Raw genomic sequence first — 25,493 nt, 5'->3', positions numbered from 1 at the left:
TAAGTGCGTACTATCTATTTTTTTAAGCGTGTATCGCAGGACAGTCTTTGTTAAGAACCATTCCATTCTGTGACTGAGTTAGCATTAAGGCAAATAATAAAAAATGATGTTCACAATTAATTGGCGTTTTTTCACACGCGCCAAAAAAATGACTTCTGAAAATCAAATCATTCAGAAACAATTTAGATAAATGGAAAGAAAACATTTTTCAAAAGAAATTAATTCATATAAAAAAAGATAAAAACCCACTAACACAACAATAAAACAATTAAAAAACAATATGCTATTAAAAAAACAAGCCTCATACTAACGACCAAAAAAAATATGAAAAACACGAATTTTTATACTGCACATAACGTAATAAATAATCATATAGCACTATTTAAGGCTCAAATTATCCTTTATTATGTCTTCCATAAATATTTTTTTTTGTTAGCATTTGCTTTGAAAATAAAGCGTAGAGAGATGTAATGAACTTTTTCATCGTCGATATATGATAAATAACGCCTCTTTACACTTTTATTTACCCTCAAAAAATGAGAATTTTATATCATTATAAAAACTAGGCGTTTAGATACTGAAAGCAATAACAATAAAAAAGCAGTCGTCTTTGAAACGTATACTGCGCCAAATTGATACTTAGATAGGTAGTTAGAAAGCCATGATCATATATAAATACGGTAAGGATGTTTTTGAACCGCAAAAAAGCGCTTATACAAATCAAGAAACAACCACTAAACTTAGTGCTAGCGAAACAAAAATCCTCCAATTTTTAATTGATAATAGTGGCGAGATTATCAGTAGAGAAAAGCTACTAGAAATAGGTTGGCCAGATAAAGTTGTTGTACCAAACTCTTTAAACGTAGCGATCGCTAACTTACGTAAGGCATTTAAAAGTAAGAATGAGATTATCATTACGATTAAAGGTGCAGGTTTTACCATTGCAAATAACACCTTTATTCAGCAACAATTTCAGCCAGACGTTGTAATAGATAAAGAACAGCATCCTACTGAACCACCACAATCTATCGACAATAATACAGAGAACAACACGGTTAATAGCGAGATTAATCACACGACAGTTGTGCAAAAAAACAAACCACTGCCAGCCATGACAAAAATTGGTTATGGCATTTGTTTAATCGTCATGTTTGCTTGGATTATGCTATGGGCTAGCAGTTGGCAATCACCACCTTGTGTTACCGTTAATAACCAAAAAATTTGTGGTAACATTGGATTGCTCAATTTACAAAAGCTGCCACAAAACTTGAGTGGTAAAAATACGGTTTATATTGATACCACTGGAAAAATGTATGAAAAAATTTAAATATGTCGTTATAGCATTATTACTTTTAATGCTATATCCCATCATTAATGGTATGGGATGTGATTTTAATTATAAATACGTCAATTCCAGTCATGAACAATTTGGTAGCTGTAAGTTTGGGCAATACACATTGATTGACTATCCAAATCCTAAACAAGATAACGGCTATACTGTGCTAAAAGGGCTTTATTTCTACGCTTTTGGTAATGCAGCAATTTTCGTTGTCGATACAGAAGATCACACTAAAAAAATTACTGAAGCCGCTATTGAAAGCCTTAATTGGACGCAAGAACGTTTTTGGCGACAATTTAATCTTCAACGATTAGATAATAAAACAATGGTCAGCTATAGCTCATCACCTAAAAAAGCATTACATGTCATTCCTTATGATGGCACTTTATCTATGAGTGATAGTGGTCACTAACAAACTTACGGCTAAATACTTTTTTCAACATCGTATTTAGCCGTTTTTAGTTAAACCATCAAGAATAGGACAATGTGCACTTTTATCTCCAGGACACTGATCCGTTAACGCTGCTAATGTCAGCTTAATTTGTTTTAATTCTTCAATTTTATGATCAATTTCTATCAATTTTTGTTGTGCTTTTTGCTTTACATCTCGACTATGACGATCAGGATTCGTTGATAGTGCTAATAACTGTTGGCACTCATCTAAAGAAAAACCAATCATTCGAGAACGTTTTATCAATAACAACTCTGAAATATGACTTTCATTATAATAACGATAGCCATTAGTCCCTCGTGGGGCTGCACTGATCACACCTTTACTTTCATAAAAACGAATCGTTTTAGCCGTTAATCCAGTCTGTTTTGCAACGTCACTAATACTCATCATTACTGAACATTCCTCTTTAATTAAAAACAACTCTTGACATTATAGTTACTGGAAGGATTATGCTAGGTCTATTATTTCATCTAAGCATAAAAAGGCGAGCACATGAATACAATAACTCTTCCTCTTGCCAATGTACGCTGCATGCATTGCGTTAATAAAATTCGTGATGCTATTAGCCCATTACCTAATATTCAACTTATTGATATAAATACTGACCAGTTAACAGTATCTATAGACAGCTCTTTACCTGATTTGTTTGATGCAATTTCAGCACTAGGCTATCAAGTTGGCTTCCACTATCAATTATCGCTAGCCGGATTATCTTGCGGTCGTTGTGTGGCAAAAATAGAGCAAGCCTTAAAAGAACGTCATGACATTGCACACTTTGATATTACTCAGCAATTGGCTGATGTTTATGGCGCAATCAGTGAGCAAGCACTAACTAATATAATTGTTGAATTAGGCTATCAAGTCATCACAAATTCAACACCACAACATTATGATTTTACATTAAACGGTCTTTCTTGCGGTAAATGTGTGGCTAAATTGACCACCGCATTAACTCAAGACAATATCGAGATTATTACACTAGATAAAAATACCCTTAGTCTAATAACGCCCCTCAGTGCCGACGATATTATCGCCATAGTAATAACAACTGGCTATCAAGCAGCATTAAATACTGATATTCAACCAACAACAATTGAAGCTGATACACTTATAACCCCTGAGCCTGAGCCAATTATCGCCCCCCAAGGCAAGGCAACTCAATTACTTCTATCTGGATTAACTTGTGCTAGTTGTGTTGCATCAGTAGAGAAGGCCATCAAGGCTGTTAACGGCGTTACAAATGTAAATGTTAACCTCGCTGAGCGTACCGCTTTAATTTACGGCCAAGCACCGTCACAAGCGATCATAATGGCGATTGAAAATGCAGGCTATGGCGCAGAAGAAAGTGAAGATGACCAAACTCGTCGTATTCGCCAGCAACAACAAAACCAACAAACATTTAAAACCCATATCCGTAATGCTACCGCCTCTCTCGCATTAGGTGTGCCATTAATGGCATGGGGACTGTTTGGCGGAAGTATGGTGATTGACTCAACAACGAGCCAAATAAGTTGGGGCATTATTGGACTGATAACATTAGCATTGTTAGTCACTGCAGGTAAAGATTTCTATATTAATAGTTGGAAAGCATTCCTTCACCATCGCGCAACCATGGATACCCTCGTTGCATTAGGCACAGGTGCAGCATGGCTATTTTCAATGACGGTTGTTATTGCGCCTAATATATTCCCATTAGCTGCTCGTCATGTCTATTTTGAAGCATCAGCAATGATCATTGGTTTAATCACTATTGGTCATGCATTAGAAGCTCGTGCGCGTAGCCGTACTTCAAAAGCTCTAGAGCGCTTAATTGATCTTCAACCTCAAACTGCCATTGTGGTTGAAAATGGACAAGAAATAGAACGCCCTCTTAGTGCTGTAACTGCTGGAATGACTTTACGTTTAAAACCAGGAGCTAAAGTTGCGGTAGATGGTATTGTCATCGAAGGAACAAGTTACCTTGACGAATCAATGCTAACGGGTGAGCCACTCGCAATACATAAGAAAACAGGCGATCATGTACGTGCAGGTACGATTAATCAGCAAGGTAGTTTGCTTTTTAAAGCTGAACATATTGGCAGTGACACCATGCTGGCACGTATTATTCAATTAGTCCGCCAAGCACAAAGCAGTAAGCCTGCACTAGCACGATTAGCTGATACTATCTCAAGTGTCTTTGTACCAAGTGTTATGATCATCGCCATAATAACCGCCATGGCTTGGTATTATTTTGGTCCGCAACCCGCTTCCGTTTATATGCTAGTGGCTGCAACAACCGTACTTATTATTGCTTGTCCGTGTGCTCTTGGTTTAGCAACACCAATGTCAGTAACTGTTGGTGTTGGACGTGCAGCAGAACTTGGTATTCTCATTAAAGATGCTGAAGCCATGCAGCAGGCCGCAAGTATTGATACTGTGGTATTAGATAAAACAGGTACATTAACAGAAGGTAAACCACAAGTTGTTGATTATAAAATATATAACGCGTTAACTCGTGAACAGCTAATTCAATTAGCCGCAAGTTTAGAACAAGGTTCTGAACACCCTCTTGCCAATGCTATTGTTAAATCAGCTCAACAGCAGCAATTACCACTGTCTTCACATAGTGATTTTATGACCTATTCAGGCCTAGGTGTATCAGGCACAGTAGATCAGCACAATCTGCTATTAGGTAATGCTAACTTCATGATTCAAAATGACATTACTATTAATCAAGCTGAAAAAGATTTTGATTTTATTGCCAATCAAGGTGCAACGCCTGTCTATCTTGCACAAAATGGCGTTTTAGCGGGGATTATTGGTATTAGTGATCCATTACGTAAAGATTCACTTTCTGCCGTTAAACGAATGCAAAAAATGGGTCTTAAAGTCGTTATGTTAACAGGTGACAGTGTTAAAACAGCGCAAGTTATTGCGAATAAACTGGGTATCACAGATGTTGTAGCGGAAGTATTACCCGATGGCAAAGCTGCACAAATCACCTTATTACAGCAACAAGGTCGACGTGTAGTTATGGTGGGCGATGGTATTAATGATGCACCTGCCCTTGCACTGGCTGAAGTCGGTATTGCAATGGGTAGTGGCACAGATGTTGCGATTGAAAGTGCGCAATTTACGCTAATGCGCCACTCACTACACGGTGTTGCTGATGCGCTAGAGTTATCAAAAGCAACATTACGCAATATCAAAGAGAACCTATTTGGTGCCTTTATTTACAACACATTAGGTATTCCAATTGCCGCGGGAGTGTTATTCCCTTTAACAGGAACACTGCTTAGTCCTGTTATTGCAGGGGCAGCAATGGCGTTATCATCCATCACAGTAGTAAGTAATGCTAATCGATTACGTTTATTTAAGCCAAGCCGACAAGATCAGGAGAAATAATATGTGTTTATTATTAGGCGTTGCTGCAATTGGATTTATTGTCTGGTGGTTTTGGCTTAATCCAAGCTCTCGTAATTCAAAATAAGACTATTCCAATAACTTAATAATCATATTAAGGCTACTTCGGTAGCCTTTTTTGATCTCATTTTTTATCAATCTTTGGTATAACTTAATTAATATTACTTAATTGGTGGTACACATGTTCAAAGCCCTCTTATCAAAAGCATTATTAGTACTGCCTTTTATTTCTCAACCAGTACTTGCCGATCCTATTATTTGGAAAATTCATGATCAACAGCGTGAGTTTTATGTTTTAGGTTCTATTCACGCGGGTAAAGAGGCAATGTTTCCGCTGCCAAATATATTTCTTGAACAATGGCAACAAGCGGATGCCTTAATTGTAGAGGCCAATATATTACAACAATCAACTGCTGTGCCTACGCTAGCCCCGCCATTTACTCACCAAGTATTACCTACACCCGCATTCAGCCAATTAAAAAAAATCGCCATAAAATTAAATATTCCCTTTGAGCCATTATTACAACAGCCACCATGGTTAACGGCAGTAACACTACAACTAGCGCTAGCTGATAAACTCAACCTTAAATCAGACTATGGTATCGATTATGTATTGTTACAGCGCGCCCAGCAGCAAAACCTCCCAATCCATGAATTAGAAAGTGTTAGTCAGCAATTTGATATGCTTGAGAATCTACCAGAGAATGGCGCACCAATGCTGGCTGAAACCATTAATGAGTGGGAAAAAACACAATCATCATTACGCTGCCTAATTAAAGTATGGCAACACGGCGACAGCGATAAACTTGAACAGCTTTTCCAAGAGAGCCAATTTGATCCAACAACCGATGATGCTTTAATTTTTAAGCGTAATCAGCGCTGGGCCGAAACATTGACAAAAGACACGTCCTATCAATCAGGCAAATTTATGCTTGTCGTGGGTGCATTCCATTTAATTGGTGAACAAGGATTACCTAATTTAATGAAACAACAAGGCTTTAAGGTTGAGCGGATGACCTCTGGGACAAAGGCTGAGTGTCAGTAAGATAAAAAGTCACTACTTTGAACTTACTTAATATATTTAGTAGTAGTGACTTTATATTCTATTTAATTAAATCTTCTTTTTAAGAAATAAAAATGGAACTAAGAAAGCAGATGCAAATATTGAAGCAATAAATATCAAAGTAAAAAAACCTTGCCAATGATAAATTTCAATAATTTTTGCCACAGGGTATCCTGATAATGCGGCACCAATATAACCAAATAAACTAACAAACCCCACAGCTGCACCTGCAGCATCTTTATGTGACGATTCTGCCGCCATAATACCAATTAACATCTGAGGACCAAAAATAAAAAAGCCGCTCATAAAATAGATGATACAATAAATAGGATGTGAGGCTGAATTAAAATTCCATAAACAGAACATAGTAAAGATAACGCCAATTGAAAAAATAACGTTAATAGGAGCGCGGCGACCATTAAAAAAATAATCAGATCCCCATCCAGCAAAAAGAGAACCAACAAAACCACCAATTTCAAAAAAACTAATTGTTGAATTTGATGTTAATATATCAAAACCACGCATTTCAGTTAAATAAATATTACTCCAATCATTAATTGATGTTCGAACGATATAAACTAAAATATATGCCATTGCTAACAACCAGATAGCTTTATTCTTTAATATATAATTTAAAATTATTGTCCTAGTATCTGCTTTAATACTCGCTTTTTCTTGCTGTATTTCTAACTCATCATGTCGCCATTCACCAACTGTTGGTAATCCCATGGTTTCAGGCTTATCACGTAAACGCCAACAAACAAAAAGACCACACAGAATAGCAAGACACCCAGGAACAACCATACCAAAACGCCACCCATAATGCAGAGTGATTACCCCCACAATAATTGGAATTAAGGCACCACCTAAATTATGAGAGGTATTTTGAATTGACCACCATGTACCACGTTCAGATTTAGAATACCAACTGGTTAGTAGTTTAGAACAAGGAGCCCACCCCCAACCTTGAAAATAAGCATTCACCACCCACAATGAAATAAATAATGTGACGGAAGAACTAAGTCCAAAAGCGATATTAACTAAGCCTGTAATAATTAATCCTCCCCCCATGAACCAGCGAGGGTTTGATTTGTCACTAATAATGCCAGAAAAGAATTTAGATAAGCCATACACAATATAGAATAATGTACCCATTAACCCGAGAGTTTCTTTATCTAAAATTAATGAATCTAATAATGTTGGTGCGATAAAATTCAAACTTTTTCGAGTAAAATAATATGCGGTATAACCAACATACATACCGATTAATATCTTAACCCGCCATTTTCTATACGTTGTATCGATTACATGATCACTCTTAATAGAAGAAACTGACATAACACACCTACAAATATTGAATAAAAGTAATTATTTGCTAAATAATATTCCTAAATGGAATTATTTATGTGACGAATATCTATTCTTCCAAATAATGTATGAACCACTTTTAACAGAAAAAACCTGAATCTTTCGACTCAGGTTTTCTTAATACTAGTTAGTGAAAAGCCTAGGTTCTATTGCCAGTGAACCCTCACCCTCCGGTCATACCAACGACTATCCATTTTATATAGACGAAAAAAAACCTGAATCTTTCGATTCAGGTTTCTTAATAGTGGTCGGTGAAGAGGGATTCGAACCCCCGACCCTCTGGTCCCAAACCAGATGCGCTACCAAACTGCGCTATTCACCGACTTAATTCTTTTCTAGGAACGCTGTTAAAAGGGTCAACCCTCTGGTCCGCTATTCCTAACATCAGAGATGCGCTATCAAATTGCGCTATTCACCGACAATGTTTTAGGCTTACAAGGCCAAGGTCTCTTAACAAGATAACCTAAATAATGGGGTGGCTAACGAGGCTTGAACTCGCGACAACCGGAATCACAATCCGGGACTCTACCAACTGAGCTATAGCCACCATTGTAAGTGGTCGGTGAAGAGGGATTCGAACCCCCGACCCTCTGGTCCCAAACCAGATGCGCTACCAAACTGCGCTATTCACCGACTTAATTCTTTTCTAGGAACGCTGTTAAAAGGGTCAACCCTCTGGCCCGCTATTCCTAACATCAGAGATGCGCTATCAAACTGCGCTATTCACCGACTAATTCTTTGCTGAGAATTACAATTAAATAAACCGCATATTCTCTAATAATGGTTTTAATAAACCACTACTTTTAAATAGTGGTCGGTGAAGAGGGATTCGAACCCCCGACCCTCTGGTCCCAAACCAGATGCGCTACCAAACTGCGCTATTCACCGACTAATTCTTTTCTAGGAACGCTGTTAAAAGGGTCAACCCTCTGGTCCGCTATTCCTAACATCAGAGATGCGCTATCAAACTGCGCTATTCACCGACTTAATTCTTTGCTGAGAAATATAATTAAATAAACTGCATATTCTCTAATAATGGTTTTAATAAACCACTACTTTTAAATAGTGGTCGGTGAAGAGGGATTCGAACCCCCGACCCTCTGGTCCCAAACCAGATGCGCTACCAAACTGCGCTATTCACCGACAATGTTTTAGGCTTACAAAGCCAAGGTATCTTAACAAGATAACCTAAATAATGGGGTGGCTAACGAGGCTTGAACTCGCGACAACCGGAATCACAATCCGGGACTCTACCAACTGAGCTATAGCCACCATTGTAAGTGGTCGGTGAAGAGGGATTCGAACCCCCGACCCTCTGGTCCCAAACCAGATGCGCTACCAAACTGCGCTATTCACCGACTTAATTCTTTTCTAGGAACGCTGTTAAAAGGGTCAACCCTCTGGTCCGCTATTCCTAACATCAGAGATACGCTATCAAACTACGCTATTCACTGACTTAATTCTTTTGAGAAGTGTTATTAATTAACGCGTTCTCTGATAATAATGATTTTATAAACCACTACTATTTAAATAGTGGTCGGTGAAGAGGGATTCGAACCCCCGACCCTCTGGTCCCAAACCAGATGCGCTACCAAACTGCGCTATTCACCGACTAATTTTTTAGGAATGCTGCTGGAAGGTAAACCCTCTGGCTCGCTATTCCTAACATCAGAGATGCGTTATCAAACTACGCTAATCACCGATATTTCAACGCGCTGTGCGTCGTTGAGGTCGCTTATAATACTCGCCATTTTTATTTTAGCAACCCCTATACGGTATTTTTTTTGTAACTAAAATATATGCGCATTAAACCAGCGATTTTAGCGGTTAAAAATAGTTTATTCTGTATAAAATACAATCAACTACCCCTTGTGAGCCATATTTCTATCTTCTTAAGAATAAATATTCTTACACGACATTGTTGATATTAAATAAATTTAAGCGCTTAAACCCTTAAATATCTGCCTTTATCTTTCTTAATATATTCACTTTTGTTTCAATTAAGCACAGGTATACTGAAATTATTGCTTAATTATAGTGAGCCTATTATGTCTAATAATGAATTAGATCTCTTTAAAGAGATGATGGCCGACGTAGCGCCGATAAAACAAGATACTGTTTTAATCCAACAAAAATACCAAGTATCTGAAGCTCAACTTGCTCGACGTCTTGCGGCACAAACACTAGCAAATGGTAATATTGATTATCTTTCTCTTGATAACGCGAAGATGATAAAGCCTGATGACATGATTGAATTCAAACGTGATGGTGTCCAATTGGCCGTATTTAAGAAAATGCGACAAGGAAAATATGATATTCACGCTCGTTTAGATCTTCATAAAAAAACCTTATCTCAAGCTCGTGATGAAGTATTGGCTTTTTTAAAACAATCCCAACGGTTAGATATTCGCACTGTTATGATTGTTCATGGTAAAGGCGAACGAAGTAATCCTCCCGCATTAATGAAAAGTTTTGTCACCACATGGCTAGAGCAAATTTCTGATGTGCTTTGTTTTCATTCAGCGCAGCGGCAACACGGAGGAACGGGAGCACTCTACGTTATGATCAAGAAAAGTGCAGAAAAGAAACAACAGACTCGAGATCGACATTTAAACCATCGCGACGCCTAAAAACAGATAAGAAAGAAAATAACCAATTGATAAATATAATTAATATTTATTATTGTTGTTTAAAATAGACGATTAGCAAAACGGTCAAATAAATATATCCTAGGGTTAAATTATTTTGAATTTATTTATCATACAATTTAAGTAAAGTCGCCGCCCTAGGAGATTATTCATGAACTCAGAAATACGACCAATGCTGCTAATGTTAGTATCTACTTTTAGCTTATCAGTAACAGGATTATTAGCTAAATGGCTAACCCACAGCTTTGACCCTGCATGGTTATGCTTTTTCCGTTTGTTATTCCCTGCAATTCTTGCCTTTTGGTTAATGGTCATCACTCAATGGTCACACCCCAATAAACAAGCTTGGCGTAGTTTAGTCGTTCGTGGCATTTGTATTACAGGCAGTCAACTTTGTTTTCTTGCATCCATTAAACATCTTAGCCTTGTTGAAGCGGTAGTTTTATTTGGTACGAGTCCTTTATTTGTTCCTATTTTAGAACGTATCTTTTTTAAAACACCGATCAAACGCCTCATTATTATTAATTTAGGTATTACATTTTCAGGCTTACTTTTTATTGCAGGTAATCTTGAACAAATGCAGTTCGGAGGCAGTTTATTACTCGGTTTAGCGGGTGGTATCTTTAATGCAGGCTCACAAGTGGCAATGTATCGTTCAAGTAAAAGTAATTTGACCCCTTTAGGTGTAAGTGCTTGGAGCTTTATTATTGCTTCAATCTTTTTAATACCATTTTTAATGTTGTCACCAATAACAACGACAACAGAATGGCACACTCTAACCGGCTGGCAGCATCCTCTATTATTACTATTACTCTTTATGGCAGTATGTACTGTTAATACTCAAGTCTTCCGCGCTAAAGCTTATCAACTCGTAGAATCAGGATCACAATTAGCCCCAATTATTTTTACTAATTTAATTTTTTCTGCAATTTGGCAATTTATGTTCTTCAACCATCCAATGTCATGGAACAAAATCGTTGGTGTATGTTTAATTATATTAGCCACTATCTTAAATACTTTTGTTCCTATTTGGTTGCAAAAAAAAAGAGGCCAACCAAACTGTTAATATCCACTTAGTGCCTAATCATATTATCCATGGTCGAACTCAGTTCGACCTTTTATCATTAAATCATCCATACGACTCGACATGCTAAACCCAATAAAACACCCCCTGACAAACGATCGATTAACTGTGCTTTCGTTCTTAAAACAGTAAGAACGCGTGAATAAGATAAAATACAGGCAATTAACGTATACCATAATCCATCCACCAGCAGTGGTGTAATAATAAGAATAGCTTTTGATGATGTTTCATTGCCGACTTCAACAAATTGACTAAACAAAGCTAAAAAAAATAAGGCTAATTTAGGATTAAATAGTGAGATCATCACTCCATCTCGTGCCGCTTCAAGCAATGTCGTTGATTTACTTTGAGCCAATTTAGCAGCAACACCACCTCTAGAACGTAATGCATTAATACCTAAATACGCTAAATATCCAGCACCAGCATAACTGACACTAGTAAATAACAATGGTGATTGGTGTAGCACTACAGCTAAACCTAATAAGGTAAGCAATGCATAAAAACCAACGCCACAAGCATGAGCCCATGCAGCAACAACCCCATGCCAACGTCCACTCGATAAACTATGCTTAGCCACTACAGCTAAACTTGGTCCTGGAGACATCGCACCTAACAAACAAATGAGTAATAAAGAAAACCAAATACTGAGAGTCATTGTTAAGATCCTTTTATCAATGAATACATCGGGATCCTTTACTACCCCAATTATTTATTATTACTTAATCTTGTTTGGCTATCGTGGCAAAATGACCACCCGTTAACGTCACTAAATCTTGCGCTGCTAATTCTATCTCTAAACCACGACGACCGGCACTAACACAAATCGTTTCAAACTGCTCAGCACTACTATCAACAAAAGTAGGTAACCGTTTTTTCTGTCCCAAGGGACTAATACCACCCACAATATAACCCGTTACTTTTTCAGCTAACTTAGGATCTGCCATTTCAGCTTTTTTCCCCCCCGCCGCTTTCGCAGCAGCCTTTAAATCAAGCATTCCAGCAACAGGCACAACTGCAACGGCTAAATTTTTAGGATCACCATTTAATGCAAATAATAATGTTTTAAATACTCGATGAGGATCTAATCCTAAAATTTCAGCGGCTTCATGCCCAAAGTTATTATTAGCGGGATCATGCTCATATTGGTGAACTTGAAATTCAATTTTATTTTTTTTCGCTAATTTAATTGCAGGTGTCATAACGTTTTCTCTTACAACATTGATTAATCAAACAGTTGTAATTAGCTCCCCTTTGTATATCAAAAAATATTGATCAAAGAAGCTAACAACATCTGTTTACCAAAACAGAACTATATACCGAGATATATTATTTAAAAAGTATAAAAAAAACGGCGCTGAATTTTCAGCGCCGTAAAAAATAAATTCTAACAATAGCTATCAATTATTTATAAATAATCTCACCTTTTGGCGTGTATTTATTAACATCAATTGGACTATTCTTTTGTAAAAATTCTTTTAAAACTTCAGCATCCACAAAACCAGTATTTACATAACCTGAATGTTTATTAATTTTAGGATAGCCATCACCACCTGCAGCATTAAAGCTTGGTACCGTAAAACGATAAGTCTTATTCATTAATATTGGTTTGCCACCGATCTTAACATCATTCACTTCACCATTCGCAACGGTCATGGTGACGCCATAAAATTGAGCATAAGCGCCTGAATCAATAGGCTTAGTTGCAACTACATTTAAATAGTCTAAAACTTCTTTCCCTGACATATCAACATAAGACACGATATTGCCAAATGGCTGTACTGTTAGCACATCTTTATAAGTAATATCACCACCATTAATTGAATCTCGTACACCACCAGAGTTCATTACCGCAAAATCAGCCTTAGCGCGCTGCATGTGTGACGCTGCAATTAAACGCCCGAGGTTTGTTTGCTGGTAACGAACCACATTACGATCCCCTTCTAACTTACCGTTAGATTGTGCAATTTTAACCGTTAGTTGTGCTTGACCTTTTTCTTGAAATGGCGTTAAAAACGATAGTACGTCTGGATTTTGTTGAATTTCATTTTGAATAAACACCCGTTTTTGGCTGCCATCTTCTAATTTAATTTTTTTCTTTAAATTTACTGGCACTAAATCATAACTAATTAAATTTAATTCTCCATTTTGAAATTCAAAATCAGCACGACCAACATATTTACCCCATTCGTGTGCTTGTACTATCCATGTTCCATTTTGTTGATCAGGCGTACACTTATCACCCGGCTTAAAATTACTATTATTTTTATTTGGTGATTCCATACACACAGGTTCTTGTGAGTGACCACCTACAATCATATCCAAATCACCAGGCAGCATGTAACGTGCTAACGCTACATCACCAGGCGCATTAATACCCCGTTTACCATCCTCATAGTGCCCCATATGGGTCGCGGCAATAATCACATCTGGCTTTTCATTGGCTTCAAGTTCAGTGATCACTTTTTTAGCTTCTACTTTTGGATCACGAAATTCAATGGCACCAATATATTCTGGATTACCAATTTTAGCGGTATCTTCTGTCGTTAATCCAATCACAGCAATTTTAATCCCTTGCTGCTCAAAAATTTGATAGGGCTGAAATAGCCGTTTACCGGTTTTTTTATCGTAAATATTGGCTGATAACATTGGGAACTTCGCCCATTGTTGCTGCTTACGTAATACATCCAGTGGGTTATCAAACTCATGATTTCCTAATGCCATTGCATCATAACCTAGCAGGTTCATCCCCTTAAAATCAGGCTCAGCATCTTGTAGATCAGATTCGGGCACACCGGTATTAATATCCCCACCAGAAAGCAGTAGTGTTGTACCACCTTCAGCTTTTACTTCTGCGCGAATATTATCTAACAACGTTTTACGTGCAGCCATTCCATATTCACCATTTTGGTTTTGCCAGAAACGACCATGATTATCATTGGTATGCAAAATAGTAATACGATAAGTTTTATTGGCATCCCATTTAGTTGCAATATCACCTGACGGTGCAGCACAACCAGAAATAACCGCCAATAAAGCAGCAGTTAATGCAGTTTTAGCAAATAGACGTTGTTTCATGTTATCCACCTCAGCGATTTTAATTATCGATAATCACTCTTTAAAAGAGTTTTAATCGAATAAATTTAATGCAAAATAACCGTGTTATTTAATTAAAGAGTACTAATAAATAACAGCTTAAAAATAATTGCGCTCAGTGTAAGTGAATCGAAAATCACCGAGGTCATAACGTCATTATTTTGCAACCAAGATCACCTTTACAGCATTCAAAACGAATAGTGGATCACAAACAACAAAAAAAGCTCGGACAAGGCCGAGCTTTTTGAAAAACAATTAATCCATTTTGTCTCTAAAAACAATTACAGCTAAATTAAAATACTTTCTCAAATTTAGTCGCTGAACGACGAATAAAAATCGCAATTAATGCTGAAATAGCTAAAAAGAAACAATAGTAAGAATGAGAGACTATTTCTAATGGTGACAACTTAAAAACAGAACCTAATAATAGTGCCTGAGCGCCATAAGGCAGCATCCCTTGAATAACACAGGAGAAGATATCCAATAAGCTCGCAGAACGACGTGGTGTCACGCTATTTTCTTGTGCTAACTCACGCGCAACCCCACCAGAAACAATAATCGCCACCGTATTATTGGCTGTACAACAGTTAGTTAAGCTCACTAAACTCGCAATACCCAATTCACTCGCTCGTGAGTTTTCTGATGCATTATGCTTTGAACTAAATTTACCAATCACACGACTGATAAGTTGTGTCAAAAATGCTAATCCACCTTGCTGACGCATTAACTCACTAACACCGCCAATAAGCATTGAAAGTAAGAAGATTTCTTGCATATTGCCAAAGCCACTATAAATATCTTTACCAAATGTCGTTAAGCTATAGCTATCAATCGAGAATAGACCAACACCACCTGCAAGTACGATACCTAAGCTCAGAACAACAAAAACATTCACCCCAGAAACCGCAAGAATTAAAATAGTGATATATGGTAGAACTTTAAGCCATTCAATAGAACTTGCCGCTGGTAACGTAGTTACTGAACTACTAAAAGCAAACAATACCATTGTGACTATTGCAGCTGGTAAGGCGATTTTAATATTCTCGCGGAATTTATCTTTCATCTGACACCCTTGAGAGCGGGTTGCAGCAATGGTTGTGTCAGAAATAATAGATAAATTATCACCAAACATTGCACCACTAAGAACAACACCAGCGGTTAGCGCAATATCCATTCCAGCAGCTTGAGCGATTCCCAATGCAACAGGTGCTACCGCTGCAATAGTGCCCATAGACGTCCCCATAGAGGTGGCGATAAATGCTGAAATGACAAAAATACCGGGTAAAATCATACTTGCAGGTAATATTGCCATTCCTAAATTTACCGTAGCATCAACACCACCAGAAGCTTTAGCTACCGCTGCAAATGCACCAGCTAATAAATAAATCATGCACATTGCAATAATATCGCTATGACCAACCCCACGGATAAATTGCTCTATTGCTTTGTTTAATTTTTCTTTACTAAGTAAAATAGCCACAATCACAGCAGGTAATGCTGCAACAGGTGACGGTAATTGATAAAAAGCGAAATCAACACCCTGATAAGTAAGGTAGCTACCCACTCCGATAAATAAGGATAAAAAGATCCCCAGTGGCAGCAATGCCAATGCTGAAGGTGTTATTGATGCTAGTTTAGTTGTGTTTGACATGCTGATAATGAATATCTATTTTAGAATTTCTCTTAGGTTAATGGGATGTGTCACCACTGTCAACATCTAGACGTCTAAACATCCATATACACATTGATAATTAACTCACACCAAAGCATCAAAATAACCACTCCGTCAATTATATGACACTTTCACCAGTCATTACCGCCAATAAAAAGTCAAAAAATATCAATATCTTACTTACTTTAAAATAAAACTTTCAATCACAAATGAATCAATTGTAATAATAGGTATAATTTGCTCTTATAAGGTATATTTTGACTAATGAGATGGACTAATGCAGTTTTCACTCAAACAAAAACTGATCATTGCTAGCGTATCAGCAGTGATCATAATGGCGACAGTGTTAACATGGTTAGCAGCAAAACAACTTGATAACGAAACCCATGCTAGTACCTCGGAGCGGGCCCGTAGCATTGCCTCAACAGCGACAGTAGGGATTGCCGATTGGATAAATATTCGCCGTGCAATTACTCAATCATTTGATAACTATTATGATCAACCCAATAGTGTGATGTTTTTAGAGCAAGCACGTAAGAGTGGTGGTTTTGATGATATTTATTTTGGGGCGATTAATGGTGCAATGCTGCGTTCACACCCAGAGCGTAATCGTGCAGATTATGATCCTCGCACCCGCCCCTGGTATCGTGACGCACAGACTACTGGTAAACAAATCATTACCACAGCTTATAAAGATGCAATTACTAATGCCCTATTAATCACAATAGCTCAACCATTGATGACCAAAGGTCAAATGATGGGCGTGGTAGGTGCGGATGTACTCATCGATCAATTAATCAATGATGTCATTAGCCTTGATGTGGGTGATAATGCTTTCGCGATGCTGATTAATAAGCAAGATGGTCTATTTCTCGCACATCCAAATAAACAATTACTGCTAAAACCATTAGCGCAATACAGTAACCAACTAACATTGGCAAATATTGAACAGCTAATCACAACTAACAAATCACAAAGCTTAACGATAAACGGTCAACAAAAAGTGTTCTATTTCTCTAACGTGCCTAATACCGACTGGATTTTAGCGTTAGAAATGGATCGAGCAACAGAAGAAGCCAACTACTATTCAGCACTGCAACAATTAATTATCACAGCCATTATTATCACGTTATTAGTGATCGTCTTCTTAACAGTATTAGTCAATTTCCTATTTCGCGATCTTAATCGAGTATCAGCAGCCTTGGCAGAAATTGCAAGTGGTGAAGGAGATTTAACCCGTCGCCTTGAACCTCACAGTAATGATGAAGTGGGTCAACTAGCACATAACTTCAACTTATTTGTGAGTAACCTGCACAGTATGCTGACGCGTTTAAGTCTCGTATCTAGCACTTTAAACCAACAATCACATATCACAGCCTCTCAAGCAGAAGAACGTAGTACTCGTATTCAATTTCAACAAGATGAAATTAATATGGTTGCCACTGCAATTAATGAAATGGCTGCCGCTACCCATGAAATTGCCTCAAATGCAGAAAACACCGCTCGCACCTCAGAAGAAACAGTGCTTGCTTCAGGCCACGGCAGTATTCAAGTAAACCAAAGCCAGCAATCAATCGCGAGTCTTGCTCAAGAAGTAGAAACGGCAACCGGTGTTATCAGTGAATTAAACAGCCATGCTCAAAGCATTAATACCATTCTTTCAACAATTCAAGGTATTGCAGAGCAAACCAACTTATTAGCCCTTAATGCGGCTATCGAAGCCGCACGAGCAGGAGAACAAGGACGAGGATTTGCTGTTGTTGCCGATGAAGTAAGAGTATTAAGCCAACGAACCCATGCTTCCACTCAAGAAATTCAGCAGATGATAGAAACGCTACAACAGACCACCAGCCAAGCAGTTGGTATCATGGATGACAGCCGTCATTTAGCAGAAACCAGTGTTGATGATGCGAATTCAGCTTCAGCTAGCTTGTCGCAAATCACTACCGCAGTAAATAATATTAGTGATATGGCAACACAAATAGCCTCTGCTGCAGAAGAGCAATCATCGGTAACATCTGAAATTACTCGTAACACTGAGGGTATTCGTGATGTCTCAAATGAGTTAGCAATAGAGGCTAATGAAGCGGCGAAACAAGCGGCGGAGCTATCAACCTTGTCGCATGAGCTGCAACAAGAAATTAATCGATTTAAGCTGTAAGTATTTGCGATACCATTAATCACCAACAATAAAGGCTTGCCTACCCTACTGCTAGTTGAAACTAGAAACAGAGTAGTAAGCCTTTATTTTTATACTTTAATTATTTTTATACTTTAATGCACAACCGCTTTACTTAACCATATTAAATACAATCGCGCCCACAGCTAAGCACCCCATCAGTAAGATGAAATATGTGCTCATTTTTCCACGATAAATTTTTAAACTTTCAATGTGATATACCGCCAGCATAGGCATTAAAAATAAAATCATCGCAATAACAGGCCCTGACAATGCTTCCATCATGCCAAGAATGCTCGGGTTCATCACCGCTGCAAACCAAATACTGATAAACATCAGTACAATTCCGATCTTATCAATAGTCTTTAGCGGTAAAGAAGTTTGTTTAGCAACCAAACCATTAAAGCTTTCACGTGCACCCATGAAATGCCCTAAAAATGACGATGTAATTGCAATAAAAGCAATTAAAGGCCCTAAAATCATAATAAAAGGACTGTCTTCAACATTAGCTAAATACGATAACACTGACACATTATCCACTTTCGCTTGCTGAAGTTGCTCTGGCGTTAGGCTTAATACACATGAAAAAACGAAAAACAGTACAAACGCAATGAGCATCACAGATGTACGTTTTAAAATTGTTTCTGATTTAGTGTGTGCTTGTTTACCATATTGACGACGTTGTGCATTAACAAAGCCAGAGACAACTGGGGTATAGCTAAATGCAAAAACGACCACTGGAATTGCCAACCATAATGAAGCACTTAAATCACCAATACTTTGATTAAGGCTAAAATTAGGCATATGCCAACTTGGGATCAGATAAATTGAGATACCCGCTAAAATAAAAGCTAGTGGGTACACAATCATACTAAATACTCGCAGCATAGTTTTTTCGCCTGCAAGCATAATTGCGATCATACCAAACACTAATCCCCCCGAAAGTAAAACCCGTGATGGTGGAACCATATTTAATTGGTGCACCATAAAGCTATCAACCGTATTGGTTAAGCCAACACCATAAATCAGCAAAATAGGAAAAATAGACAAAAAATAAAGCAGTGAAATAAGACGCCCATAACGCTGCCCAAAATGTTCTTCAACCACATCGGTAAAATCTGCATCTTTTTGCGTTGATGATAAAACAAACCGAGCCAACCCGCGGTGAGCCCAAAATGTCATCGGTCCCGCGAGTAATGCCATGATCACTAATGACCAAAAACCACCAGAGCCAATATTAATTGGCAAAAATAGAATACCAGCACCAACAGATGTTCCAAATAGGCTTAACATCCAACTAGTATCGTGCTTAGTCCAACTCGATGAGAGGGTTTTTACTTCTGATGTGGAAAGATCTTGCGATATTGACACGGTAACTCACTGCGACTTAATAAAACATGGTCATCAGTATGGAACGAGCACAACAAAGACTCAAAAAAAAAGTGACACAGATCACCCTAAAATAACAGAGCTCAATATCCTACAGTCACTAATAAAGCGGTAATTAACAACAGATTAAACCAGACTTATAACTTAAATTCAGAACAAACAACCAAATTTTTCAATTAAACAATTTTTTCAACATCGTTTGATTTTTACACAAAAAAGCCCTACAAATAAAATTCATAGGGCTCAATTTATATCAACGGCAATAATTAGTTGATTTCAATCGGTGCAAAACTTTTAATTAAGTCATCAAGTTGCTTAATTTGTGCAAGGAATGGTTCTAGCTTATCTAACGGGAATGCAGATGGGCCATCACAACGCGCAGAATCAGGCGTTGGGTGTGCTTCCATAAATAAACCAGCAATACCCGTCGCAATACCAGAGCGCGCAAGATCAATAGTTTGCTCACGACGACCACCTGATGCCGCACCTAGTGGATCACGACATTGAAGAGCATGAGTTACATCAAAAATGATTGGGCTACCGTTTGACGCTTTTTTCATTACATCAAAACCTAGCATATCAACCACAAGGTTATCATAACCATACAGTACACCGCGCTCACATAGAATCACATTATGGTTATCGCACTCAGCAAACTTCTCGACAATGTTACCCACTTGACCTGGGCTCATAAACTGTGGTTTTTTCACATTGATCACAGCACCTGTTTTTGCCATCGCTTCAACAAGATCTGTTTGGCGAGCAAGAAAAGCTGGTAATTGAATCACATCAACCACATCAGCAACAACTTGAGCTTGTTCTTTTTCATGAATATCAGTAATGATTTTCACACCAAAGGTATCTTTTAGTTCTTGGAAGATTTTTAAACCTTCTTCTAAACCTGGACCACGGTAAGAATGCACTGATGAACGGTTAGCTTTATCAAAAGACGCTTTAAATACAAAAGGAATACCCAGTTTAGTGGTTACTTCTACATAATGCTCACACATTTTCATTGCTAAGTCGCGTGACTCTAATACATTCATACCACCAAAAAGTACAAATGGCTTGTCGTTAGCAACATCAATATCACCAATACGAACAATTTTTTGTTGCATCATATTTATCTTCTCATCTAGTGCAAAGTAAGAGGCTCTTCAGATAGAGCATCTACCTGAAGTTTAAGCAAATCTGCTGCAGGATCTTCTGGGCATTGCGCAATAAAATAAGAATAATCAACTGCAGCCGCATGAAGGCAATCAAGTTGCTGGTAAATATAACCCCGATCACGAATTTCGTGTGGATCACCTGGATTTAATATGAGAGCCAAATCACTGCAGCGTAACGCGTCAGTAAATTGTTCTTCTCGTAATAACGCACTTTTCATTACCGTTAACCAACGCGATAAAATAACGTTATTTTGCTGCGCATCAAGATATTCAGCTTTAAATTCAGCAAATGGTCCACGATGACCAATAAACCAACTCCGTAAGATATGAGTACTAACAAACTCACCATCAAAAGGATTGATATATTGAATATCATCTTGTGACCATACCACTTTCAATAAAAATTGAGTTGGAAACCCAACATTTTCAATGGGTAATTCAAGCTGCTTCGCAAGATACAGAAAAATTGCCCCCAAACTAACAGGGATCCCTTTACGTCGTTCTAATACTTTATCTAAAAAGGCATTCTCAGATGAAAAATATTGCTGAAGATCGCCCTGAAAGCCCCACTCATGATAAAACAGTCGTAATAAACCATCTAAACGTAAACGAGGATTAACCTCCCCCATTAATGTTTGTTCGGCTTCTTGTGCTAACTGCGTCAAGCGTAACTGTACCCAAGTTGTAGGGAAATCAGTCTCGACTTCAGCCATAAAAGCAATCGCACCATCAACTAATGGCATTTGATTAAGCTCTTGTTCGTTAAATGGCATCATGATATTACCTGCATTAGCCTAAGATGGATGTTTTAGTGATTGCTAATTGTGCCGCTAATACTAACCAACCAATTGCACCTAAAAAGGCAAACGTCTTAAAGACTTTATTCTTACCATGATGAAGTGTGAAATAGCCCAATGCGATATAAGCAAAAACACAGGTTAATTTTTCGGTTAGCCAGCCATTACCCGCAGTAAATGGCATAAATCCAGTAATAAAAATTAATGCAACGCCTGACGCTAACATGATCGTATCAATGATATGAGGCGTAATTTTAAAGAATTTTTTCTGAATCATTGTTGAGTTTGCCATCACCATTATATAGCGCGCGACAAACAATAAGACACTTAACGCAATCGCAGTAAGGTGAATATGTTTCATTGCCATGTACATCATTACAAATGATCTCCTAACCAGCAGCCCATTGTTACACGATCAAGCCCAGCATAATCCTGACTTGTTGACACCTGTACATAACCTAATTGCTCAAGAATAGTTCGAACGGCAGCACCTTGTTCAAAACCATGCTCCATCAATAACCAACCATTAGGCGATAAATATTGGCGTCCTTGTTCACTGATAAGTCGAATATCAGCCAAGCCATTATCTTCTGCAACTAATGCACTTTTAGGTTCAAAACGTACATCGCCTTCAATTAAATGAGGATCAGCTTCATCAATATAAGGTGGGTTACTAACAATAACCGCAAATTGTGGTTGAAGTGTTAGTGGTGTGTACCAACTACCACTTAAAAAACAACTATTAGTAATCGTTAATCGTTGGCTATTTTCAGTGGCTAAGGCTACAGCTTCTGGACGTAAATCAATGCCTGTAACCATTATGTCTGTTCGTTCAGATGCGATAGCCAGTGCTATTGCGCCCGTTCCTGTACCTAAATCAAGTACCTGACACTTACCTAGAGGGATTTTTTCAAGTGCTAATTCAACCAGTCTTTCAGTATCAGGGCGAGGAATTAATGTTGATGGTGATACTTTTAACGGCAGTGACCAAAATTCACGTTCACCAACAATATATGCAATCGGCTCTCCCGCTATTCGACGAGCTAATAATGTAGAAAACATCTCAAATTGCGAATCATCAAGTTGTTTTTCTGGCCATGTTAGCAAGTAACTGCGCGGTTTATCTAATACATGACATAGCAATACTACACTGTCTAACTGCGGGCTATTAGAGCCCGCAGTTACAAGTTGAGCACTGGTCTGTTGTAATAGACATTCAATGCTACGTGGCATTAGTTTTGCTCAGCCATTGCAGCAAGCTGATCAGCTTGATATTCAGTAAATACAGGCTGAATTAATGAATCTAAGTCACCTTCCATCACTTCGTTCAAACGGTAAAGTGTTAGCGTGATACGGTGATCAGAAACTCGGCCTTGTGGGTAGTTATAAGTACGAATACGGTCAGAACGATCACCTGAACCTAACAAGTTACGACGAGTACTTGCTTCTGCTTCATGGCGGCGTTCTTCTTCAGCTTTGATGATACGAGCCGCTAGCACTGACATTGCTTTCGCTTTGTTTTTGTGCTGTGAACGTTCATCTTGACACTCAACCACAATACCTGTTGGTAAGTGAGTAATACGAATAGCAGAGTCAGTGGTGTTTACGTGCTGACCACCCGCGCCTGATGAACGGAAAGTATCAATACGTAAATCACCCGCATTAATTTCTGGAATTTCCGCTTCTGGAATTTCAGGTAAAATTGCAATCGTACAAGCAGAAGTATGCACTCGGCCTTGAGATTCAGTAGCAGGTACACGTTGTACACGGTGACCGCCTGACTCAAATTTTAGAACGCCATAAGCACCATCGCCGTTAACTTTTGCGATCATCTCTTTATAACCGCCTTGCTCTGAACGGTTTTCACTGATGATCTCGATACGCCAACCGCGACGTTCTGCATATTTACTGTACATACGGAATAGGTCACCGGCAAAAATACCAGCTTCATCACCACCCGCACCTGCACGAATTTCAACAAAACAGTTACGATCATCATTAGGATCTTTAGGAATCAATAATAGTTGTAACTCATCGGCTAAACGTTCAATTTCAGCTTTCGCATCTTTGATTTCTTCTTGCGCCATTTCACGCATTTCAGCATCATCTTCTTGTGCCATTTCTTCAGCAGCTTCAAGATCTTCTTTTGCTTGTTGGTAAGCTTGGAAACACTTGGTCACTTCTTCTAGCTGAGAATATTCTTTCGATAATGCACGGAATCGATTTTGATCACTAAGAACACTAGGATCACCCAATAAATGTTGAACTTCTTCATAACGTTCAACCAGAGTTTCTAATTTAACTAAAATTGATTGTTTCATAATCTTCTAATTAGGATGCGGAGTGACGACCAAGGCCATCAACTGCTAATCGTTATAGGAATCCAGCCCGAGTGCTTCACGGATCACAACCAATTTGTCAGATTCACCATCTTTGGCAACCTGTTGCATGGCTTTAGTCGGAGCGTGGATAAGCTTATTGGTCAGTTTATTGCTCAATTCTACCAAGGCTCTTTCAGGATCGGTGCCATTGGCGATTGCTTGTAAGCTGCGTTGTAACAGCTCATGTTTTATTGCTTCAGCATATTGACGATAGTCACGGATACTATCAACCGCTTCCAGTGAACGTAACCACTGTACAAAGGCAATGCTTTCTTCAGTTATTATCGCCTCAGCTTGAATCGCAGCGACTTTTCGTTGCTCACGATTTTTCTCGACAATCGAATGCAGATCATCAACAGAATATAAATACACATCATTCAGATCGCCAACCTGTGATTCAATATCACGTGGTACAGCAATATCAACAAATAACATTGGCTGATTGCGGCGCTGTTTTAATGCGGTTTCTACCATGCCTTTACCCACAATAGGTAAGGGACTTGCGGTAGAACTAATGACAATATCAGCACGATGAAGATGTTCTGGAATTTCTTCTAAACCTATCACCTCAGCACTAAATTCTCGCGCGAGATTAACCGCTCGCTCACGGGTTCTATTGGCAACAATTAAACGGTTACAGCCTTGTTCAGCAGCATGACGGGCAACCAATTCAATGGTTTCCCCAGCTCCAATAAGCAGCATTGTCACACCGGATAAAGCTTCAAAAATTTGTCTAGCCAACGAACATGCAGCGTAAGCGACAGATACCGCATTACCGCCAATATCGGTTTCAGTGCGTACTCGCTTTGCAACCGTAAATGTTTTTTGAAACAATTTTTCTAAGGTACCAACCACAATTCCATTGTCTTTTGATTCCGAATAAGACTGCTTCACCTGTCCTAGGATTTGTGGTTCACCTAATACTAATGAATCTAACCCGCACGCAACACGCATTAAATGGCGTGCCGCAGCTTGTTGTTCATGAAAATACAGGCTTGGCATCAATTCTTCGGCTGTGATCTGATGAAATTTGGTCAACCAGTCAATAATCACACCCGGTCCTGACTGTGATAATTCACAGTAAACTTCGGTACGGTTGCATGTAGATACAATAACCGCACTCGATACCTCAGGATGGTTTTTAAGCTCCTGCAGTGCCAAAGACAGTTTTTCAGGAGAAAAAGCTACCTTCTCACGCAAATCAACAGAAGCTGTTTTGTGGTTGATTCCTAATGCAAGCAAGGTCATGGAAACAGTATACCCACTTTGGCAGTGAAAAAATCTAAGGAGCAGATTTTACTTGATGCCATGTCGTAATAAAAGGCAACAGACGCAATCAATCAGTAATGACACCATTTTTATCGTTTTTTAGCCATCTAATTAGTGCCATTAAGGGTTATAATTTGGCTTTCGATTAAATTATCGCTATTGTTTTGACTCACTCTGATAGAGATC

The 25,493-nt window shown here is 38.3% G+C and carries 20 protein-coding genes and 8 tRNA genes; 7 read left to right on the top strand and 21 right to left on the bottom strand.

What is annotated here, in order from left to right:
• Positions 1–661: 661 nt before the first annotated feature.
• Positions 662–1,327, top strand: coding sequence for a winged helix-turn-helix domain-containing protein (locus OC457_RS03780; RefSeq protein WP_080173341.1), 666 nt, complete (start codon positions 662–664; stop codon positions 1,325–1,327).
• Positions 1,314–1,751 carry a hypothetical protein gene (locus OC457_RS03775; protein ID WP_080173340.1) on the top strand — a complete coding sequence of 146 codons (438 nt, stop codon included), beginning with the start codon at positions 1,314–1,316 and terminating at the stop codon, positions 1,749–1,751. The genes OC457_RS03780 and OC457_RS03775 overlap by 14 nt, the downstream gene beginning before the upstream one ends.
• Positions 1,752–1,787: 36 nt before the next feature.
• Here OC457_RS03775 and cueR read toward each other — a convergent pair whose 3' ends face one another.
• Positions 1,788–2,180, bottom strand: coding sequence for a Cu(I)-responsive transcriptional regulator (cueR, locus tag OC457_RS03770; protein WP_080173687.1), 393 nt, complete (start codon positions 2,178–2,180; stop codon positions 1,788–1,790).
• 105 nt (positions 2,181–2,285) lie between these two features.
• Here cueR and OC457_RS03765 point away from each other — a divergent pair, with 105 nt between their 5' ends.
• Positions 2,286–5,177, top strand: a complete 2,892-nt coding sequence (locus OC457_RS03765) for a cation transporter (protein ID WP_080173339.1) — start codon at positions 2,286–2,288, stop codon at positions 5,175–5,177.
• A gap of 199 nt (positions 5,178–5,376) precedes the next feature.
• On the top strand, positions 5,377–6,240 hold the full coding sequence (locus OC457_RS03760; protein WP_080173338.1) for a TraB/GumN family protein: 864 nt from the start codon (positions 5,377–5,379) through the stop codon (positions 6,238–6,240).
• Positions 6,241–6,306: 66 nt separating this feature from the next.
• Here OC457_RS03760 and uhpC read toward each other — a convergent pair whose 3' ends face one another.
• The 9 genes from uhpC to OC457_RS03715 all read right to left on the bottom strand — a co-directional run bounded on the left by uhpC (position 6,307) and on the right by OC457_RS03715 (position 9,237).
• Positions 6,307–7,596, bottom strand: coding sequence for an MFS transporter family glucose-6-phosphate receptor UhpC (gene uhpC, locus OC457_RS03755; protein ID WP_080173337.1), 1,290 nt, complete (start codon positions 7,594–7,596; stop codon positions 6,307–6,309).
• A 275-nt stretch (positions 7,597–7,871) separates the two neighbouring features.
• A tRNA-Pro gene (locus OC457_RS03750) sits at positions 7,872–7,948 on the bottom strand.
• Between the two features lie 149 nt (positions 7,949–8,097).
• Positions 8,098–8,173 (bottom strand) — tRNA-His (locus tag OC457_RS03745).
• A 9-nt stretch (positions 8,174–8,182) separates the two neighbouring features.
• Positions 8,183–8,259 (bottom strand) — tRNA-Pro (locus OC457_RS03740).
• A gap of 178 nt (positions 8,260–8,437) precedes the next feature.
• Positions 8,438–8,514, bottom strand: a tRNA-Pro gene (locus OC457_RS03735).
• Between the two features lie 178 nt (positions 8,515–8,692).
• Positions 8,693–8,769 (bottom strand) — tRNA-Pro (locus tag OC457_RS03730).
• A gap of 53 nt (positions 8,770–8,822) precedes the next feature.
• Positions 8,823–8,898: transfer RNA gene (locus OC457_RS03725), tRNA-His, on the bottom strand.
• Between the two features lie 9 nt (positions 8,899–8,907).
• Positions 8,908–8,984 (bottom strand) — tRNA-Pro (locus OC457_RS03720).
• Between the two features lie 176 nt (positions 8,985–9,160).
• Positions 9,161–9,237, bottom strand: a tRNA-Pro gene (locus tag OC457_RS03715).
• Positions 9,238–9,674: 437 nt separating this feature from the next.
• Between OC457_RS03715 and smrA the strand changes: the two genes are divergently transcribed.
• A complete protein-coding gene (gene smrA, locus OC457_RS03710) occupies positions 9,675–10,256 on the top strand; it encodes a DNA endonuclease SmrA (protein WP_080175915.1) in 582 nt (193 codons plus the stop codon).
• 169 nt (positions 10,257–10,425) lie between these two features.
• Positions 10,426–11,340: a DMT family transporter gene (locus OC457_RS03705; RefSeq protein ID WP_080175914.1), complete on the top strand. Its 915-nt coding sequence runs from the start codon at positions 10,426–10,428 to the stop codon at positions 11,338–11,340.
• Between the two features lie 58 nt (positions 11,341–11,398).
• On the opposite strand, the gene OC457_RS03700 is transcribed toward OC457_RS03705, so the two are convergent.
• The 4 genes from OC457_RS03700 to OC457_RS03685 all read right to left on the bottom strand — a co-directional run bounded on the left by OC457_RS03700 (position 11,399) and on the right by OC457_RS03685 (position 16,102).
• Positions 11,399–12,013, bottom strand: a complete 615-nt coding sequence (locus tag OC457_RS03700) for a LysE family translocator (RefSeq protein WP_080175913.1) — start codon at positions 12,011–12,013, stop codon at positions 11,399–11,401.
• Between the two features lie 64 nt (positions 12,014–12,077).
• Positions 12,078–12,557: a Cys-tRNA(Pro) deacylase gene (gene ybaK, locus OC457_RS03695; protein ID WP_080175912.1), complete on the bottom strand. Its 480-nt coding sequence runs from the start codon at positions 12,555–12,557 to the stop codon at positions 12,078–12,080.
• Positions 12,558–12,759: 202 nt separating this feature from the next.
• Positions 12,760–14,433, bottom strand: a complete 1,674-nt coding sequence (gene ushA / locus OC457_RS03690; RefSeq protein WP_080175911.1) for a bifunctional UDP-sugar hydrolase/5'-nucleotidase UshA — start codon at positions 14,431–14,433, stop codon at positions 12,760–12,762.
• 310 nt (positions 14,434–14,743) lie between these two features.
• Positions 14,744–16,102 carry a Na+/H+ antiporter NhaC family protein gene (locus tag OC457_RS03685; protein WP_080175910.1) on the bottom strand — a complete coding sequence of 453 codons (1,359 nt, stop codon included), beginning with the start codon at positions 16,100–16,102 and terminating at the stop codon, positions 14,744–14,746.
• A 298-nt stretch (positions 16,103–16,400) separates the two neighbouring features.
• Here OC457_RS03685 and OC457_RS03680 point away from each other — a divergent pair, with 298 nt between their 5' ends.
• Positions 16,401–18,284: a methyl-accepting chemotaxis protein gene (locus tag OC457_RS03680; protein WP_080175909.1), complete on the top strand. Its 1,884-nt coding sequence runs from the start codon at positions 16,401–16,403 to the stop codon at positions 18,282–18,284.
• Positions 18,285–18,413: 129 nt separating this feature from the next.
• Here the strand turns inward: OC457_RS03680 and OC457_RS03675 are convergent, their stop codons facing one another.
• From OC457_RS03675 to hemA, 7 genes are all read right to left on the bottom strand, one after another.
• The gene (locus tag OC457_RS03675) at positions 18,414–19,673 is read right to left on the bottom strand and encodes an HAAAP family serine/threonine permease (RefSeq protein WP_080175908.1); all 1,260 of its coding nucleotides are present in this window, start codon (positions 19,671–19,673) and stop codon (positions 18,414–18,416) included.
• Between the two features lie 284 nt (positions 19,674–19,957).
• Complete coding sequence (gene kdsA, locus OC457_RS03670; RefSeq protein WP_080175907.1) at positions 19,958–20,812, bottom strand: 3-deoxy-8-phosphooctulonate synthase; 855 nt, start codon at positions 20,810–20,812, stop codon at positions 19,958–19,960.
• 14 nt (positions 20,813–20,826) lie between these two features.
• Positions 20,827–21,636: a SirB1 family protein gene (locus OC457_RS03665; protein ID WP_162841696.1), complete on the bottom strand. Its 810-nt coding sequence runs from the start codon at positions 21,634–21,636 to the stop codon at positions 20,827–20,829.
• A gap of 13 nt (positions 21,637–21,649) precedes the next feature.
• A complete protein-coding gene (locus tag OC457_RS03660) occupies positions 21,650–22,030 on the bottom strand; it encodes a SirB2 family protein (protein WP_080175921.1) in 381 nt (126 codons plus the stop codon).
• A gap of 2 nt (positions 22,031–22,032) precedes the next feature.
• Positions 22,033–22,890, bottom strand: a complete 858-nt coding sequence (gene prmC / locus OC457_RS03655; RefSeq protein ID WP_080175906.1) for a peptide chain release factor N(5)-glutamine methyltransferase — start codon at positions 22,888–22,890, stop codon at positions 22,033–22,035.
• Positions 22,890–23,978 carry a peptide chain release factor 1 gene (gene prfA / locus OC457_RS03650; RefSeq protein WP_080175905.1) on the bottom strand — a complete coding sequence of 363 codons (1,089 nt, stop codon included), beginning with the start codon at positions 23,976–23,978 and terminating at the stop codon, positions 22,890–22,892. The genes prmC and prfA overlap by 1 nt, the downstream gene beginning before the upstream one ends.
• A 45-nt stretch (positions 23,979–24,023) precedes the next feature.
• Complete coding sequence (hemA, locus tag OC457_RS03645) at positions 24,024–25,286, bottom strand: glutamyl-tRNA reductase (protein WP_080175904.1); 1,263 nt, start codon at positions 25,284–25,286, stop codon at positions 24,024–24,026.
• Between the last annotated feature and the right edge of the window lie 207 nt (positions 25,287–25,493).

Source organism: Photobacterium toruni, assembly GCF_024529955.1.
Lineage (GTDB): Bacteria > Pseudomonadota > Gammaproteobacteria > Enterobacterales > Vibrionaceae > Photobacterium > Photobacterium toruni.
This window is presented reverse-complemented; position numbering and strand designations above follow the sequence as displayed.